This window comes from Actinokineospora enzanensis DSM 44649, assembly GCF_000374445.1.
Taxonomy (GTDB): domain Bacteria; phylum Actinomycetota; class Actinomycetes; order Mycobacteriales; family Pseudonocardiaceae; genus Actinokineospora; species Actinokineospora enzanensis.
This window is the reverse complement of the sequence record NZ_KB894425.1, coordinates 1-17,034: the sequence shown is the minus strand read 5'-3', so window position 1 is coordinate 17,034 and position 17,034 is coordinate 1. Positions and strand designations below refer to the sequence as shown.

General features: G+C 71.0%; 15 protein-coding genes. 7 read left to right on the top strand and 8 right to left on the bottom strand.

What is annotated here, in order from left to right:
• Positions 1-53: 53 nt before the first annotated feature.
• The 8 genes from C503_RS0123865 to C503_RS0123830 form a co-directional block, all read right to left on the bottom strand.
• Positions 54-701, bottom strand: a complete 648-nt coding sequence (locus C503_RS0123865; protein ID WP_018684753.1) for an acetyltransferase — start codon at positions 699-701, stop codon at positions 54-56.
• Positions 698-2,560: an asparagine synthase (glutamine-hydrolyzing) gene (asnB, locus tag C503_RS40555; protein ID WP_033400979.1), complete on the bottom strand. Its 1,863-nt coding sequence runs from the start codon at positions 2,558-2,560 to the stop codon at positions 698-700. Before asnB ends, C503_RS0123865 begins: the two co-directional genes overlap by 4 nt.
• 2 nt (positions 2,561-2,562) lie before the next feature.
• Complete coding sequence (locus C503_RS0123855) at positions 2,563-4,677, bottom strand: glycosyltransferase (RefSeq protein WP_018684751.1); 2,115 nt, start codon at positions 4,675-4,677, stop codon at positions 2,563-2,565.
• Positions 4,674-5,801: a DegT/DnrJ/EryC1/StrS family aminotransferase gene (locus C503_RS40550; protein WP_211222449.1), complete on the bottom strand. Its 1,128-nt coding sequence runs from the start codon at positions 5,799-5,801 to the stop codon at positions 4,674-4,676. Before C503_RS40550 ends, C503_RS0123855 begins: the two co-directional genes overlap by 4 nt.
• A 1-nt stretch (position 5,802) precedes the next feature.
• Positions 5,803-6,810 (bottom strand): NAD-dependent epimerase/dehydratase family protein, encoded by a 1,008-nt coding sequence (locus C503_RS40545; protein ID WP_018684749.1) that lies wholly within the window; start codon positions 6,808-6,810, stop codon positions 5,803-5,805.
• Positions 6,807-7,898, bottom strand: coding sequence for a Gfo/Idh/MocA family protein (locus C503_RS0123840; RefSeq protein WP_018684748.1), 1,092 nt, complete (start codon positions 7,896-7,898; stop codon positions 6,807-6,809). Before C503_RS0123840 ends, C503_RS40545 begins: the two co-directional genes overlap by 4 nt.
• 99 nt (positions 7,899-7,997) lie before the next feature.
• On the bottom strand, positions 7,998-9,479 hold the full coding sequence (locus C503_RS0123835; RefSeq protein ID WP_018684747.1) for a sugar transferase: 1,482 nt from the start codon (positions 9,477-9,479) through the stop codon (positions 7,998-8,000).
• A 1,151-nt stretch (positions 9,480-10,630) separates the two neighbouring features.
• Positions 10,631-11,380 carry a GntR family transcriptional regulator gene (locus C503_RS0123830; protein ID WP_018684746.1) on the bottom strand — a complete coding sequence of 250 codons (750 nt, stop codon included), beginning with the start codon at positions 11,378-11,380 and terminating at the stop codon, positions 10,631-10,633.
• Positions 11,381-11,620: 240 nt separating this feature from the next.
• Here C503_RS0123830 and C503_RS0123825 point away from each other — a divergent pair, with 240 nt between their 5' ends.
• From C503_RS0123825 to C503_RS0123795, 7 genes are all read left to right on the top strand, one after another.
• Positions 11,621-11,887: a helix-turn-helix domain-containing protein gene (locus tag C503_RS0123825; protein WP_018684745.1), complete on the top strand. Its 267-nt coding sequence runs from the start codon at positions 11,621-11,623 to the stop codon at positions 11,885-11,887.
• Positions 11,884-12,294, top strand: coding sequence for a hypothetical protein (locus C503_RS0123820; RefSeq protein WP_018684744.1), 411 nt, complete (start codon positions 11,884-11,886; stop codon positions 12,292-12,294). Before C503_RS0123825 ends, C503_RS0123820 begins: the two co-directional genes overlap by 4 nt.
• Positions 12,295-12,320: 26 nt before the next feature.
• Positions 12,321-12,740 carry a hypothetical protein gene (locus C503_RS0123815; RefSeq protein WP_018684743.1) on the top strand — a complete coding sequence of 140 codons (420 nt, stop codon included), beginning with the start codon at positions 12,321-12,323 and terminating at the stop codon, positions 12,738-12,740.
• Entirely contained in the window at positions 12,737-13,171 is a 435-nt protein-coding gene (locus C503_RS0123810) for a hypothetical protein (RefSeq protein WP_018684742.1), read from the top strand. Before C503_RS0123815 ends, C503_RS0123810 begins: the two co-directional genes overlap by 4 nt.
• Positions 13,172-13,383: 212 nt before the next feature.
• Complete coding sequence (locus C503_RS0123805) at positions 13,384-13,668, top strand: hypothetical protein (RefSeq protein ID WP_018684741.1); 285 nt, start codon at positions 13,384-13,386, stop codon at positions 13,666-13,668.
• Positions 13,669-13,937: 269 nt separating this feature from the next.
• Positions 13,938-15,236 carry a DUF3987 domain-containing protein gene (locus C503_RS0123800; protein ID WP_018684740.1) on the top strand — a complete coding sequence of 433 codons (1,299 nt, stop codon included), beginning with the start codon at positions 13,938-13,940 and terminating at the stop codon, positions 15,234-15,236.
• A gap of 1,151 nt (positions 15,237-16,387) precedes the next feature.
• Positions 16,388-16,588 carry a helix-turn-helix domain-containing protein gene (locus tag C503_RS0123795; RefSeq protein WP_018683367.1) on the top strand — a complete coding sequence of 67 codons (201 nt, stop codon included), beginning with the start codon at positions 16,388-16,390 and terminating at the stop codon, positions 16,586-16,588.
• Positions 16,589-17,034 lie beyond the last annotated feature (446 nt).

The window sequence follows — 17,034 nt, the reverse complement described above, 5'->3', positions numbered from 1 at the left end:
GGGCGAGCTCGAACTGTGTGGGGTGTGCGCGGGCGCGATCGACGTCGATCGGCTCAGGGCGCGGACTTGCGCAACGGTCTGGCGGGGACGCCCGCCCAGGTCTGCTCGGCTGGCACGTCGGCGAGCACCACGGCGCCCATGCCGACCACGGCGCGGGCACCGATGTGCACGCCCTGGCGAACGAGCGAGCCCGCCCCAAGGTAGGCGGCCTCGGCGACGGTGACCCCGCCTGCGAGGGTGGCCCGCCCGGCGCAGGTGACGAAGTCGCCGACGGCGTCGTCGTGGGTGAACAGCACGTGCGGCATGGCCACCACGTGCGCGCCGACCCGTTGCGGCGCGGTGACCACGGCGCCCGCCATCAGCACCGTGCCCTCGCCGACCTCGACGCCGGGGGCGAGCGCGGCCAGCGGGTGCACCAGGGTGGCGTAGCGGTCGGCGTCCAGGCCGAGCCTGCGCACGACCTTGGCCCGGCCGTCCGGTCGGGCCGGGGAGGCGACGCAGACGACCACCAGCGCGTCGGTGTGCTCGTGCACCAGCTCGGACGGCCCGAGCACCGGCACACCGTCCACTTCGGAGCCGTGCCGGGCCGGGTCGTCGTCCAGCATGCCCAGCGGTTCGAACCGTTCCGGCAGGGCGCGCGCGACCGCGAGCGTCTCCCGCGCCAAGCCACCCGCGCCGACCAGCAGGAGCTGCCGCGTCACGCGTCCACCCGCGGGGCCGGGGTGGCCTTGTCGAACTCGCGGTACCAGACCTCCAGCGACAGCAGCGTCCACAGCCGGGGCTGCTCGTTGCGGGTGCCCGACTCGTGCTCGGACAGCAGCCTGCGCACCGCGGTCGGCTCCAAGGTCTGCGCGACGAACGAGGACGGACCGGTGAGCAGGTCGTTGGCCATGTCCCGCAGCCCGTTCCGGAACCACGCGTCCAGCGGCACCTTGAAGCCGGACTTGGCCCGGTCCACCACGTCGTCCGGCAGGTGCCGCCGCGCGACCTCCTTGACCACCCACTTGGTCACGCCGCCGCGCACCTTGACCGAGCTGGGCAGCGAGAACGCCAACTCCACCAGCCGGTGGTCCAGGAACGGCGGGCGCAGCTCCAGCGAGGCGGCCATGGACATCCGGTCGCCGCGCTCCAGCAGGTTGTCGGCCAGCCAGGCGTGCGAGTCGGCGTAGAGCATCCGGCTCAGCGCGTCGCCGCGGCCGCGCTGGTAGGGCGCGATGGCGCTGCGCACCGCCGGGCCGCCGAGCAGCCCGTCCCGCTCCTGCTCGGTGAACGGCGCGAACCAGCCGCGCATCCGCTCCGCCGCGCTGCCCTCGCCCATCGCCCGCACGGCCACGCCGAGCCGGGACTGCGAGGCGGGCAACGCCCGCTCCAGCCGCGGCAGGATCCGCCCGCGCAGCGGCGCGGGCACCAGCCCGGCCCAGCGAGTGGCCTGCGCGAACTTGTACTTGGGGTAGCCGCCGAACAGCTCGTCGCTGCCCTCCCCGGACAGCACGACCTTCACCTGCTGCCTGGCCAGCTCGGCGAGCCGGAACACGGCCACGTCGGCAGGCTCGGACAGCGGCGCGTCCCGGTGCCAGCTCAGCTTGGCCCACGAGTCTTTGAAGTCCTCGGCGGTGACGATCACCTCGTGGTGCTCGGAGCCCACGATGCCTGCGACCTTGCGCGCCCAGTCCAGCTCGTCCACCCGCGGGTCGCCGAACCCGGCAGAGAAGGTGTGCAGGCCCTCGCCGCCCTTGGCCTTGGCGGCCAGCGCGGAGATCAGGCTGGAGTCGATGCCGCCGGACAGGTAGGCGCCCACCGGCACGTCGGCGACCAGCGCGTCCGCGATGGAGGCGTCGAGCCCGTCGGCGACCAGGCGCACGGCCTGCTCGGGGGCCACCACCCGGTGCTCGGCGTCGGCCGGGATCTGCCAGTAGGCGCGCAGCCGGACCTGGCCGTCCCGGCCCAGCGTCAGCCGGTGGCCCTGCGGCACCTTCCGCACGCCCTCGACCAGCGTGTACGGCGCAGGCACCGAGCGGTGCGCGAGGTAGTCGTGCAGGCTCGCCCGGTCCACCTCGCGCCGCCCGATGGCGGGCAGCAGCGCCTTGATCTCCGAGGCGAACGCGAACACCTCGTTGTCGATGTAGTAGTACAGCGGCAGGATGCCCAGCCGGTCGCGCACCAGGTGCAGCTCACCGGTGTCGGCGTCGTGCATCGCGTAGGCGAACTGGCCGCGCAGCCTGGTGACGCTGTCGATGCCGTGCTTGCGGTAGAGCGCGAGCAGGGTCTCCGTGTCGCCGTTGGTGCGGAACGGGTAGTCCAGGTCGGCGCGCAGCTGCCGGTAGTTCAGGATCTCGCCGTTGAACGCGATGACCTTGCGCCGGTCCGGGGTCAGCATCGGCTGGACGGAGGCTTCCAGGTCGATGATGGACAGTCGGGTGTGCGCGAAGCCGGTGGCGCCCTCGATCCAGGTGCCCGCGTCGTCCGGGCCACGGTGGTGCAGCCGTCTGGCCATCTCGACCAGTACGGCCGGGTCGACCGGCGCCCCGTCCAGCCGACGCACTCCGGCGATTCCACACATGGCTACCGCTGCCCTTCGGCGAGGTCCATCAGCTGCCTGGCCCGAGAATCCCACGAGGCGGGCAGTACCGCGGCCCGCCGTCCCTCTACAGTGGACAACCCGCCGTCGGCGATGGTCTGCCGCACGGCGGCCACGAACGCGTCGTGCCCCTTGGCGATCCGGATCAGCTCGGGGTACTGGTGCACCTCGGGGAAGTCCGTGCTCACCACGGCCAGACCGAGCGCGAGGTACTCCTTCATCTTGATCGGGTTCGCGTGCTTGATCCAGTCGTTGTCTAGCCACGGCATGATCGCCACGTCGAAGCCGGTGCCGTAGGCCGGGATCTCGGCGTACGGGCGGAAGTCCAGCCAGTGCACGTTCGAGTACTTCGCGAACCGCTCCATGGACAGCGTGGCGTCGCCGATGAGCACCAGCGAGGCCGCGGGGAACTCGCGCGCCAGCCGCTCCAGCAGGTCGAAGTCGACCAGGTAGTCGTCCAGGCTGCCGAAGAACCCGATCCGCGGACCGGGGATCTTCGCCAGGTCGGCGGGCAGTTCCTGACGGCGGCGGAAGTGCTGCAGGTCGACGCCGTGGTCGAGGAAGTAGGCCCGGTCGCCGGTGGCCGCGGACTCCTCCTCCTGGAGCTGGCGGCTCACGTACAGCACGTGGTCGGAGCCGCGCAGCAGCTTCTCCTCCAGTGCCGCGATGGTGCCCTGGTCGGCCTCGGGGAACGCCGAGTGCCGGTCGGACCGGTTGAACACCAGGCTACGGCGGCGCATCGGCTCGACCACGTCCCACGCGGTGGGGATGGTGGCGACCACGACCGGGTTGGGCATCCGCAGCACCGCGCACACCGCGCGCACCTGGGCCCGGACCAGCGCGGCGTTCAGCGCGCGCATCCGGGCGCTGCCGTAGAAGGGCAGCGGCAGCGGGGTCATCACATGGTAGCCGGGCACGTCCGGCAGCGGGCGGCGGACCAGCTTGGCCACACTGCCCGCCTTGCGCAGGATGCGGCGCAGGAACTGGGTGCTCTTGCCCGGCGTGGGCATGCGCAGGCCGATGCTGTTCACCAGCAACACCTTGCGGTGCTGGGCGACCCGGCGCATCAGCTGGAAGTCCGAGTGCGCCTGGTTGTGGTACCACCAGTCCTGCGCGGAGAAGCACACGTACGGCGGCACGTCCTTGGCTCGCTTGCGGTTCACCGCACCCACAGCCGCGGAGTCGGTAGTGGACTGTCCACCGGAGAGCGGCGCGGGCCAGCGGCGCTGGCTGAGCAGCGCGCGCAGGGCCGCCTTGTGCGTGGCCTTGCCCCGGGCGGCCCTGGGTAGGGCGTTGAGCACCGAGGCCACCCACATGCCCGCGGCGACCGCCCGGCCGTGCCGCTCCCGGTGCAGCCGCACCTTGTTGGTCACCACCAGCGACCACAGCCGCGGCGACGTCTCCGACTCGCCGCCCAGGTGTACGGCCTGCGCGGCGGGCTCGTAGTACGTGGCGAACCCGGCCGCGGCGGCCCGCAGCATGAACTCGGTCTCCTCGGAGTAGAGCAGGTAGCGCTCCTCGATCGGACCGACCGCGTCGTAGCACTCCCGGCTGACCAGCCAGGCCGCGCCGGTCGCCCAGTCCACCACGCCCGCGCGCTCGTAGGCGGCGGGCTTGGTCACCGTCTCGCCGAGCGGGTCGAACCGGCCAGCGCGCACCCCGCCCAGCGCGGCCTCGCCCAGCGTGCGCAGCACCGTGGGGGTGCGCCGCAGCGAGAACTGGACGTGCCCGTCCACCTCGGTGAGCTTGGGCGCGACGATCCCCACCCCCGGCCGGACCGCGGCCCGCAACGCCGCGACCGCGCCCGGCGCCAGCCGGATGTCGGCGTTGAGCACCAGCACGTCGCAGCCCTCGGCGTGCGCGAAGCCGGTGTTGACGCCCGCGGCGAACCCGTCGTTGCCGGGCCGGTGCACGATCTTGACCTCGGGGTCGGTCGCCGCCACCACGTCGGCGGTGCCGTCCGCGGAGGCGTTGTCCACCACGATGACCCGCGACTCGCCCGCCCCGGCCAGCGCGGCGGGCAGCGACCGCAGGCAGTCCGCGATCACCTCGGCGCTGTTGTAGGTGACGACGACGACCGCGATCGGCCGGGAGGTCATTTGGCCACCAGCCCCAGCGCGTCGGCGAGCGCGCCGACCACGTGCTTCTGGTCGGCGTCGGTGAGCTCGTGGTGCAGCGGCAGGATCAGCGAGCGGGTCGCCAGCTCCTCGGTGCCGGGCAGCGCCGGGTGCGGGTGACCCTCGTACGCGGGCTCCAGGTGCGCTGCCATGATGCCGCGCCGCGCGGACACGCCCGCCTCGGCCAGCTTGCCGAGCACCTCGGTCAGCGCGGGCGCGCCTTCGGGCAACGCCACCCAGAACGACTGGTAGTTCGTCGTGCCGTGCGCCGGGTCGATGACCGCGCGCAGGCCCAGCGGGGTGAGCAGCTCGTGGTAGCGGGCGGCCAGCGCGCGCCGCTGCTCGATGATGCCGTCCAGCCGGGTCAGCTGCACCAGGCCCATGGCCGCCTGGATGTCGGTCATCCGGTAGTTGAACGCGGTCTCCACATAGGACTCGACGACCGCGCCGCCCGCCGCGTGCCGGTCCGCGGCCGACATGCTCATGCCGTGCTCACGCAGCCTGCGCAGGCGCTTGGCCCACTCGGGGTCGTCGGTGGTGACCATGCCGCCCTCACCGGTGGTAAGCAGCTTGCGCGGGTGGAACGACCAGGCGGCCAGCAGCGCGCCGGTGCCGACCGGGGCACCGTTCAATGTGGACCCGGCCGCGCAGGCCGCGTCCTCGACCACCGGCACGTCGCCCGCGATGGCCCGGATCGCCGGGATGTCCGCGGGCACGCCGCCCTGGTGCACGACCATGACCGCCTTGGTGGCGGGGGTCAGCGCGGCCGCGACGGTCGCCGCGGTGAGGTTGCCGGTCAGCGGGTCGACATCGGCGAACACCGGGGTCGCGCCGCAGTAGCGGACCGCGTTGGCGGTTGCGATGAACGACAGCGACGGCACCACGACCTCGTCGCCCGCCCGCACGCCGAGCAGGTGCAGGCACAGGTGCAGCGCGGTGGTGCAGCTGGACACGGCCACGCCGTGCGCCGCGCCGACCCGGGCCGCGAACGCCTCTTCGAACTTCGCCACCCGCGGGCCCTGCGCCACCCAGCCGGAGCGCACGGCCTCCGCGACGGCGAGCGCCTCCTCCTCGCCGAGCAGCGGCTTCATAACCGGGATTGCCATGTCAGGCGGTACCTTCCCCCGAGCCCGTCGTGCTGCGGGCCTTCTCGCCGCGCCACCAGTCCACCAGGCCGCGCAGGCCGTCGTCGAGGCCGATCTCCGGGCGCCAGCCCAGGTCGCGCTCGACAGCGGAGATGTCCGCCAGTCGCCGGGTCACGCCGTTGACCTTGCGCTCCGGGCCGTGCTCGACGCCGAGGTCCGAGTCCATCGCACCGAGCAGCGCCTTGGCCAGGCCGAGCAGGCTGGTCTCGGTCGCGCTGGCGATGTTGTAGACGGTGTCGGTGACATCCGCCTGCGCGGCCAGGATGTTGGCCCGCGCGATGTCGTGCACGTGCACGAAGTCCATCGTCTGCGCGCCGTCACCGAAGATCAGCGGCGGCTTGCCCTCGACGATGCGCTCCATCCAGCGGATGAGGACCTCGGTGTAGAGGCCGTGCACGTCCATACGCGGACCGTATACGTTGAAGTAACGCAGCGCGACATAGTCCAGGTCGTACATGGCCTTGAAGCTGCGCAGCATGCCTTCGTTGAACGCCTTGGCGGCGCCGTAGAAGGTGTCGTTGTTGTACGGGTGGTGCCGCTCGGTGGTCGGGAACGTCTCGGCCAGCCCGTAGACCGAGGCAGACGAGGACGCGACGACCTTCTTGACGCCGTGCTCCGCGGCCGCCTCGATGACGGTGAAGGTGCCGTCGACCAGGCTCTCCAGCGCCAGCCGGGGCTCCTCGGCGCACTGCGTGATGCGGATGGCGGCCAGGTGGAACACCACGTCCTGGCCCTTGGTCAGCTCGTGCACCAGGCCGCGGTCGTTGATGTCGCCCTCGACCAGGCGGACCTTGTCACCGGCCGCGGCGACCGCGTCGGCCAGGTTCTCCCGGCGGCCGCGCACCAGGTTGTCCAGGACGGTCACCTCGGCGGCCCCGGCGGCGACCAGCTGGTCAACCACGGACGACCCGATGGTCCCGGCACCGCCGGTGACCAGGAAGCGCTGGCCCTCGATCGGCTGCGCGCTCATGCGTTGACCCCTTCATCACTGGTGCTCGCGTTGCTGTTGTCGGAAAGGTCGGCGCCCAGGATGGGCAGGAAGGTGCCGCCCTTGGCCAGGCTCGCGGACGCCGCCTCCAGGATGGACAGCACCTGCAGGCCGGAGCGGCCGTCGGTCAGCGGCGGGCGGCTCTCGGTGATGGCGGCGTGGAACTCGGTCATCACCGAGCGCAGCGCCTCCTTCTCCGGCAGTGCCGGGGCGACCATGTCGCCGGTGCGGTAGGAGACCAGGGTCTGCGCGCGCTCGCCCGCGCCGACCTCGGTGGCCTCCTTGCGGTCCACGCCGCGGTCGTAGATGGCCAGCCGCTGGGCCGGGTTCAGGTCGTCCCACACCACGGTGCGCGCCGAGCCGCCGATGATCATCGTGCGGACCTTGGTCGGGGACAGCCAGTTGACGTGCACGTGCGCCATGGCGCCGCCGGTCAGCTCGATGGTCAGGTGCGCCACGCAGGCGCGGCCCGCGCCGATCGGGTCCGAGCCGTGCGCGGCGACCGCGATCGGCTGGACGCCCTCCGGCAGGATCGACAGGAAGATCGACAGGTCGTGCGGGGCCAGGTCCCACAGCACGTCCACGTCCGGCTGCACCAGGCCCAGGTTGATCCGCACCGAGTCCAGGTACTGCACCGAGCCGATGCCGCCGCTACGGACCAGCTCGCGCAGGTGCGCCACGACCGGGGTGTAGCAGTAGGTGTGGTCGAGCATCAGGGTCAGGCCGCGCCGGTCGGCGGCCGCCACCAGCTGGCGGCCCTCCGCGTAGGTGGCCGCGAGCGGCTTCTCCACCAGCACGTGCTTGCCCGCCTCCAGCGCGGCCATGGCGACCGGCAGGTGGGTGGCCGCGGGGGTGGCGATGGCGACCGCGTCCACCGACGGGTCGGCCAGCACCTCGTCCAGCGAGTCCGACACGGCGACGGTGGAGTACTCGCCAAGCACCCGGCGCGCCCGGTCGGCGTCCAGGTCGCACAGGTAGCGCAGCCGCAGACCGGGGGTGGCCTGCGCGTTGCGCACCAGATTCGGCCCCCAGTACCCCGCGCCGATGACGGCTAGCCCGATCGTTCCCACGCTGAATCCCCTTACGTATTGCCCGTGAATTCCCACCCGCCGCGGCCCCTGCTGCCGTGCGGGCGTTCGACTAGCTCCCCCAGCGTCGCGCGATATCCGTCAGTACGCGCCCTGACCAGTGAAAACCGCCCGGAAGGTCTTCCACAGGATGACCGCGTCCAGCGCCAGCGACCAGTCCTCGACGTAGCGCAGGTCGAGCCGGACCGCCTCTTCCCACGGCAGGTCGCTGCGGCCGCTGACCTGCCAGAGACCGGTCAGGCCGGGCTTGACCAGCAGCCTGCGGCGCACGTCCGGCGCGTAGCGGGCGCTCTCCTCGGGCAGCGGCGGCCGGGGGCCGACCAGCGACATGGGGCCCGCGATCACGTTGAACAGCTGGGGCAGCTCGTCGATGGAGTAGCGGCGCAGGATGCTGCCGACGCGGGTCACCCGCGGGTCCTTGCGCATCTTGAACAACAGGCCGTGGCCCTCGTTCTTGTCCGTGAGCGTGTTCACCATCTTGTGCGCGTTGACCACCATGGTGCGGAACTTGACGATGGTGAACTCGCGGCCGTCCTTGCCGACCCGACGCTGCTTGTAGAACACCGGCCCGCGGCTGTCCACCGCGATGGCGATCGACACCGCGATCATCACCGGGGACAGCAGGGTCAGCAGCAGCGCGGCGCCGACCTTGTCGAACACGTCCTTGACCACGCGGCGCACGCCGGTGAACGAGGGGGCGGAGACGCGCAGCAGCGGCATGCCCAGCACGGCGTCCACGTGCAGCCGGGGCCCGGCCACCTCCATCAGCACCGGGGCGACGACCATCTCGGCGCCGGAGCCCTCCAGCTTCCAGGCCAGCTGCTGCAGCCGCTTGGGCGTCCAGTAGGCGTCCGGGGTGACGGCCACGATGCGGTAGCCGCCGCGGCGGGCGTGCGTGGCCAGGTCGCGCAGCTGACCGACCACCGGGATGCCGTCGATCTCGCTGACGTCCTCGCCGAGGCCGTCGGTGGTGCAGACCGCGTCCACGCGCCAGCCGAGGTGGGCGGCGCCGCGGGTGCGGGTAATCAGGTCGCGCACGGTCTCGACGTTGCCCGCGGCCATCACCGGCAGCAGGCAGCGGCCCTCGCGGCGGGCGCGGTGCAGGAACTGGCGCAGCACGTAGCGCATCGGGAAGACCAGCAGCGCGGTCGCCGGGACCACCACGAACACCCAGGGCCGGATCCGGGAGATGTCGAACAGCAGCCCGCCGAGCGCCAGGACCACCGAGGCCGCGACGAAGGCCCGGCCGAGTCTGCGGAACTCCTCCGCGCCCTGGCCGAGCACGGCCAGGTTCCACACCCGGTTCACCATCAGCGAGCCGACCAGCACCCCGAAGGTGACCATGCCGGTCGGGGTGACCAGTGGGCTGGACGGGTCGACCCGGTTGGCCACGAACCCGCCGACGACCAGGACCCCGAACAGCACGGAGAGGAGGTCGGCGAGCAGCACGCCGGTGCGGTAGCGCGGCTCCCACCCCGCCACCGGCGGGAAGGAAGGCTCGCCCGCGGGCAAACCCTGCCGCGGGTTCGCTCCGTGTCGCGGCGCGGTGGTGGCCGGCCACATGGCGGTTGCTCGTCGGCGTGGGAAGCCAACTTGGTCACGCATCGTGTTATCCCCCGTGTCGGGTGGATTGGGCATGCACGGGCGCGGGCCATCCCCGAGTGCCCACGCGTTTGGACAAAACTGGTGCTTGAGCCAACTCCCGAGCTGCGGCGGTCGGACCTGGCTGCGCTACCTCATTCGCTTGGTTACCCGGGCTCGTTACACGGAGGGTTAGTTCCTATGTAACTCACTCGGCGTTCAAGCCGGTGTGTAGGCAACTGACTACACGGTGAGTAGCAATCAAAGATGCACATACGTAACTTGACCGATGGGAACGTCGCAGGTCGGAGGCCTTGCCCCGTACACAAGCGACGGACGATCACCACCGGCCGTGCAGGTGACAGAGCGTATAACGCCCTGGGCCACAACCACCCACTTGAGGCTTAGCGGCGGAGATCACAGCCCCCCAGGCTCCCACACGGTGACACTCGCCAATGCCTCCGTACGGCCCTATCGGCGTTGATCCACCCAGGCCCGGCCTTTTCCACCAAACCCCTATTTCCGTCACCCCACCTGCGGATTCCCGTTACCGGTCATCCACAGTTAAGGATCACTCCACGCGGCCTGCCCCAGCCCCCTCTACAACGCCCGCCATACCGCCGTGGATATGCCCGACACCTATCTGTGTCCCCCCTCACACATCAACTTCCGCCACCCCTCCCACCGGGCGTACCCCCACCCAGCCCACTACCTAGACGCTCAAGACTCTGCGCACTTCCCCCACCCGGCCTCACCCACCCATGCACACATGCACACATAAACACCCACGCACCCAAAACCCAACCCCCACTCACATTCCCCCCACCCCACCCTCACCCCCTCATGCCCCCACACCCCAACCCACACACCCCAGTCCACCCCCCGGCGGCCCGCCCACCCCCAAGCCCCCCCAGCCCCCCGGACACAGCAAAACGCCCGCCCTGACAAATCAGGACGGGCGCTCACACCGTGGCCAGGGGCGGGGTCGAACCGCCGACCTACCGCTTTTCAGTTCGTCGGACGTCCGTCTAACCAGGTCTCCTGGCGTCGTTTACCAGGTCGAACGAGAGCCCAGCGACGGAGGCATCAGCCCGAACGACCCGGTACTGAGACGGAGACTGAGACGCCCGACATCAGGCGCGGCCAGCGTTCGTGTACTCGTAGAACACCCAGTGGCCAGCGAGGGCAGTGGACTCGCCGTACTCGATGACCACACCGTCGGCGTCGAGGAACCGGTTACGGCTGAGCAGGACCGGGGCGCCACTCTCCACTCCCAACTCTTGGGCGTCCTCGGAGCTAGCGCCTCCGCTAGCGTGCTGCACGTGTGTCGCGCTGACACCCCGCCCGGTTTGTTCCTCGATGTAGCGGGCGGTGCCCTGGGGAATGCGAGAAGTCTCTAGCAGAAGCGGTGCCAGCTCCGCCAGCTCACCGGAATACCACGACACGGAGGTAGAGAGGGGAACGCCCTCCGCGTTGTACGTGGTCCGCCGCCGCTGGATTACCTGGTCCCCTTCGTCCACACCCAACGCCCCAGCCACCTCGGCGGGAGCAGCCAGCAGCGCGGCGGCCCGGATCTTCGCGTAGTGCCCAGGTGGGTAGATCTTCCCCGTGCGCTCAACAGCCAGAACGCGGTCTTGGGCCGAGAGGTGCAGGGAGTCACCCGCGACGATGGTGCCCACCCCTGGCACAGACCGGACGATCCCCTCGGAGCCAAGCAGTGCCAGCGCCTTGGCTGCGGTTGCCATTGCCACGTCCCAGTCCCGGGTTATCTGTCGAGCGGACGGCACGGGGTCGCCAGCCTTCAGATCGCCGCTAGCGATCCGCGCGCGGATCTCGGCTGCGATCTGCATGTACGGCGGCTCCGGCCGCTCGATCGATGGCATGACTTATCTCCTTGGTAGAGCACTTACGGCGTACTAGGGCACCTACAGGCTAACCCCGCATCGCACGATCTCAAACCCGGTTCTACGTGTACTAGAGCGCATGGTTGACAGTGTTCTAGTACACAGCTAGAGTCCTTGATGTCGCACACGCCGCAGGCTCCGCCTGGGGCGCAGACACAAGAAAGCCCCGGTCGGTGCTGGAACACCTTCCGGGGCGCACATCGGAGCTTGGGAGCACAGATGCAGGACCAGGGTACGCCCCAGTACTACCGGGTCAAGGCAGTCGCCAAGATGCTCGACGTCCATTCGTCGACCATCTACCGCGCTGTGGACTCCGGCGAGTTGGACGCGTTGAAGATCGGAAGGTCGGTACGCATCCCCGCCGATGCGGTGAAGGCGTTCGTGGAGAAATGCAGTGAGGACGCCTACCAGGCGTTTGTGGTGGCGGGTGAGTCGGTTTCCGCTGTTGACGAGGGGGACGTGGCCGCGTCGGGGGTGGCGCGGTGAGTGGGCCGGTGATCAATGCGCGGTTCGGGTCGGTGGGGGCGCGGTCTGAGGCGCCGCTGGGCGGGAACCTGGCCCGGTCGGTGGCGTTCTCGGCGGCGGTGAGGCTGGCTGAGGAGGAGCTGGTCGCGGCTGTGTGGGACGCGTTGTGCAACGGGTGGACGGTGGCGGACTTCACCGGCCCGGCGGTCACGCGGGAGTTGGTGACCGACCGCGTGATCAACGAGGGTCTGATCGAGGTCAACAGCTGCGCGCTCAAGATGGCCTGGGTCCGTGAGTCCTCTGCCGAGTTCGTGTGGGTTCGGGAGGCTCGCCGTCTGGTGTTGGAGGCGTTCGGTCCCGCGCTGCCCCCGGCCCGCCGGGTGGCCCTGTCCCGCCAGCTCGCGACCACCACGGGGGTGGCCCGATGATCCGTTACCCGCACGTTGAGGGTGCGATGGCCCGGGGAGAGATCCGTACCGGGTGGGGCACGGTGTCCGGGCCGCTGGAGTTCATCGCCGCGCCCCGGGAAGGCGCGGGCGATTCCCCGACCGTGGTGGTGGCCATGGCGCTGCCGTTGTCGCTGGCGGATCTGGTGGCGTTGTTGTGGGAGACCATCCGGGGCGATGACTGGGACCGGCAGCTGGACGAGTTCGCGGCCGACCCCCGCTACGTGCACCGGATCGTGTGCGAGGGCCTGATCAGCTTGTCGGGGGTCGGTCTCGCGGAGGCGCGGTGCGCGATCGCCAACGGCGAGCACGGCGCGCCCCCGCCCGACGTGCTGGACCGCCTGCGCGCCCTGGTGAGCGACTTCTACGGCGACCCCGCCCCCCGGCCCGCGCGTGCGGCCCGGTTGCACCTGGCGGGTTCCCGATGACCGCCACGGCCACCGTCACGGACGCACGCCGGGCCGGGGTCTCCAGCCACCACCATTTCCGCACGATCGGGGCCGCCCGAACGCGGTGGGGTCACGTCCCCCTGGTCCGTCTGGCCGGGCCCGGATGCCCGCCGCTGGTGCTCACCGGGCCCGAGGTGGCCACCGCGCTCGGTATCGCCGGATCCCGGCTGCTGGGCGACGCCCACCCCGCCCGGATCGCGGCCGATGCCTGGGCCGGTGTCCTGGACGCGGGCGTCGACCTTGTCCGGGCCCTCACCGACGCGGTCCCGGACCCGGTCGCGCACGCCATCCGCGACGGGCACCTGACCGAGGTCTACCGACTCACCCACGACCACGACATGCGCCGACACCACACCCTGGCCACCCGCCTGGCCACCGCCGCACCCCACCCGGTCGACCTCGACGACTGACCCCCACTAGCCCCGCCTGGGGGCTAGTAGCCCCCCTCCGGTTCCAGCCTTCCGGACCCGGCTGCAACCGGAGGGGTGTACCCGGCTCTCGCCCCCCGTCTGTTCCAGCCGTCTCCCGCCCGGCTGGAACAGGTGGGGCGTGACACCCCTGTTCCCCCAGTTCACCCCGCCCGCGAACCCGGGTTTGCGGGCGCCCGCGAAAGGACCTCGCCATGCGTACGAACAGCCCTCGGACCGCCCTGGACGGCGGGTCACCGACCGTGGACACGGTGGCGGTCGTGCTCTACCTGCTGCCCTACACCCAGGCCCAGTGGCACCGGTTGGGGCCCGGCGGGCTCGCCCGCGTCGTCGCCGGGGTCATCGCGGACCCGCTGTTCCGCGTCCCGGAGGTCACCGCCCTGGTGCTGGCGGCCGAACAGGCCGGGACCCTCGCACTCCCGCAGCTGCTGAACGATGCCCGCCTGACTGCCCGCCGCGTGCTCGCGGCCACCGCCTGACCCCCGCCGCCGGAGGAACCGACGTGAGCACGCCCCGACCGAACCCACCCGACCCCACCACCCCGGCCGGGCCGGGTCGCAGACTCTACCCCGTCCCGCCCGCCGGTGACACGGGTGACAGTGGTGACAGCGCCCCTGTCACCGCCGCCGGGCCTGACGGAACCCACCGGTGGCATCCGTCAGCCACGCGTGACGGAAGCGACCAGGGCGCATGCGTCACCGATGACGCAACCCCAGAGCTCTGTGTTTCCGTCACCGACCCGGCGGCGGTGAAGTTGGCGCAGGTGCGGCAGTGGCTCCCGCCGGTCGATCCGGCGGTGTTCGACACCTTCCTCGGCCAGGTCGCCCAGCACCTGGACCCATTCACCGAGGCCGACCCCGTCAACGTCCTGGCCACCCTGCTGGCCGCCTCGGGCACGGCGATGGGATCCGGACCGCACGTGGTCGTCGGCGGCTTCGAACGCCACCCCCTGCTCACCTGGCCGCTGGTCATCGGCCACACCTACAGCGGCCGGAAAGGAACCGGGTTCAACGTCGCGAAAACCGTGCTCTCCCACGCCATCCCCGACTTCGTGGCCGAGAACGTCAAATCGGGGCTGTCCTCCGGCGAGGGGTTGGCGGCCGTGTTCGCCACCGACGACCCCGACGACCACCCCACCGGCAAGACCAAAACCAAGGGCAGGGGCAAGACCGGTGGGTTGCTCCCGGCAGGCGATGTGCGGCTACTGGTCTACGAATCCGAGTGGGGACTGACCATGGCCAGGATGAAGCGCGAGGGCAACACGCTCTCGGCGACGCTGCGCGCGGCCTGGGAAGGCGGGGACCTGTCCACCCTGAACGTCGACGCCCGCACCGCGCGCGACACCCACATCGGCATCGTCGCCCACATCACCCCGCAGGAGTTCTCCGCCAAAGTGTCGGCCACCGACATGGCAGGCGGCACCTACAACCGCTTCCTGCCCCTGGCCGTGGCCCGATCCAAATCCCTGCCCCTGCCCACGGCCGTGGACCACACCCTGCTGTTGCAGTTCGGGGCCGCCCTGGCCGACCGACTCACCGCAGGCGCGCGCCTGGACCGCATCGAACTAGGCCCCGGCGCCTTCGAAACCTGGCGCGACTTCTACCACGAGTTCGACGGCCCGGAAACCGACCGCGACCCCCTCCTGGCCCAGTTCACCTCCCGGGCCGTGCCCAACTGCCTACGCATCGCCGCCACCTACGCCGCACTCGACCGCACACCCCACATCACCACCCACCACCTGCACGCCGCCGCCGCACTCGTGCGCTACAGCATCGCCTCCGCCCGCGCCATCCTCCGCCCCGACGACGTGTTGGCCAGGTTGGCGGTCTGGATCCGCGACGCCGGGCCGCAGGGCCGCACCAAGAGCGAGGTCACGGTGAAGTTCTTCAAGGGCAACGCCAAACGCGACAGGCACGACCCTGCCGCCCTACTCGCCACCCTGGTCACCTCCGGGCAGATCGTGCGCCTGTCACGTCCCCGACCACACGGGGGCGGATCGCCCACCGAGATCTACCTCCACGCCACCATGACGAACCCGACGAACTGACGAACTATGGCCACCACCAGCACAAACGCTTACAGCACAGTTCGTCATGACGAACTGTGTCCAGGCCCTGCGGGTTTACCCCCGGGTTTGTGCGGGTTTGCCCGTACCCGAACCCGCACCACATCCCCGCAGGTCGCAGCCCTGAACTTGGACTCTCGCGGGTTTGCGGGTTTGACGCCCCCGGCCCCATGCCAGGAGATCACGACGACGACCAGGCAGGCCACTCGCGGCGGCCGGGCCAAGCCGTCGCGCGTCGCGACAACCACCGGACCTCTGAACGCGAGCAAGAAACCCGCAAACCCGCAACCAAACGACAAGACCACCCCTGACCTGCGGGAACAACCTGCGGGTTTGGGTGCGGGTTTGCTGTGCCCTGCGGGTTTGAAACCCGCACCACAGCAAGACGCCCTACTAGCCCCCCGGGGCAGACGAGACGCGCGGGGGCTAGTAGGGGTGGCCCGGCAAGGCGGAACCACAGTTCGTCATGACGAACTCTGCCAACCACAAAACCCCAGGTCACCGCCACAGTTCGTCAGTTCGTCGAGTTCGTCGGCACACCACCCGACGTCGACCAAAGCCAGCAACATCCCACCGCCGGACACGCGGGACCCCGCACGGGACCCCCGCCCCCGGTACGGGACTAGTCCCGCCCCGGTCCCGTACCGGACTCCCGCGCCCCGACCAGCACGAACACCGCCAACGGGACCCACGGGACCCCCTCCCGCCGGCCCGCGAAAACCGCCCCGAACAAGCCCTGGGCACCCCGCCCGACCGCTTCCCGCGCGCGGCTGCGCGTAGAGAACCAGGAGAACCCCGGATGATCTTGTCACGCGACTGTCACGGCACCCCTCACGCGAGTGTCACGTCCCCTGTCACGACCGGTGTCACGCACCTGTCACGACTCGTGACACCGCCCCTGACCTGTCACTCTCCACCCCTACCCCGCCCCCCGCGTGCCGGGCCGGGGAGAGCGCGCAGGAGCCGCTAGACCTAGCGGCCCGCCCCGCTAGACCTAGCACCCCCACTAGCGGCCCGCACCCGCCACCACCAGCGCCCTAGCACCTAGCGGCACCCCGCCGCGTTCCCCGGGCCGCACCACCCGCCGGACCGCTCGACACCCCCGCCCGCACCGACCGGAAGGAATCTCCACAGTGGACACCACTACCCCCGCCGCCCGCGTCCTGCACACCGTCGAAGCGGCCGCCGCGCAACTGTCCATCAGCCGCACCCGCATGTACGCGCTCATCAAGACCGGCGACATCCACACCGTCCGCATCGGACGCCTCCGCCGCGTCCCTCACGACGCCCTCACCACCTTCACCCAACGGCTCAGCCGCCAGCCAGCCGCCTGACACCACCCCGCACACAGCGGGGAAGAACACGGGGAAGCAGGTGGGGAAGCACCCGAACCGGGGGGAAAATCCCCTCCTGCTTCCCCACCCACCTTCCCCGCCCTCACCAGGCACAACACCACCCGGGGAAGATCAACACCATCTCCCCCGCCGCTGGCCGAACCCCCGAAAACCGGGGTTTGCTCCCCCGCCCGCTCCCTCCCCACGCCACCGCAACCGGCCCGCCGAACGCCCCGCACCCCCCAGGGACGTGACAGGGAGACCAGCAGGGAGCCACCAGGCAGACAGGGAGAACTCCCTACCCGCCTCCCTGCCCCTGCCTCCCCACCCTCAACAGCACAAACACCCCCGACAGGGAGGCCAGGGAGGCAGACAGCGCCCCCCGGCCACACAGCCCACCAGCCCGGAAACACGCCCCCATCCCCACTGCCGCGTCCCTCCCCGCC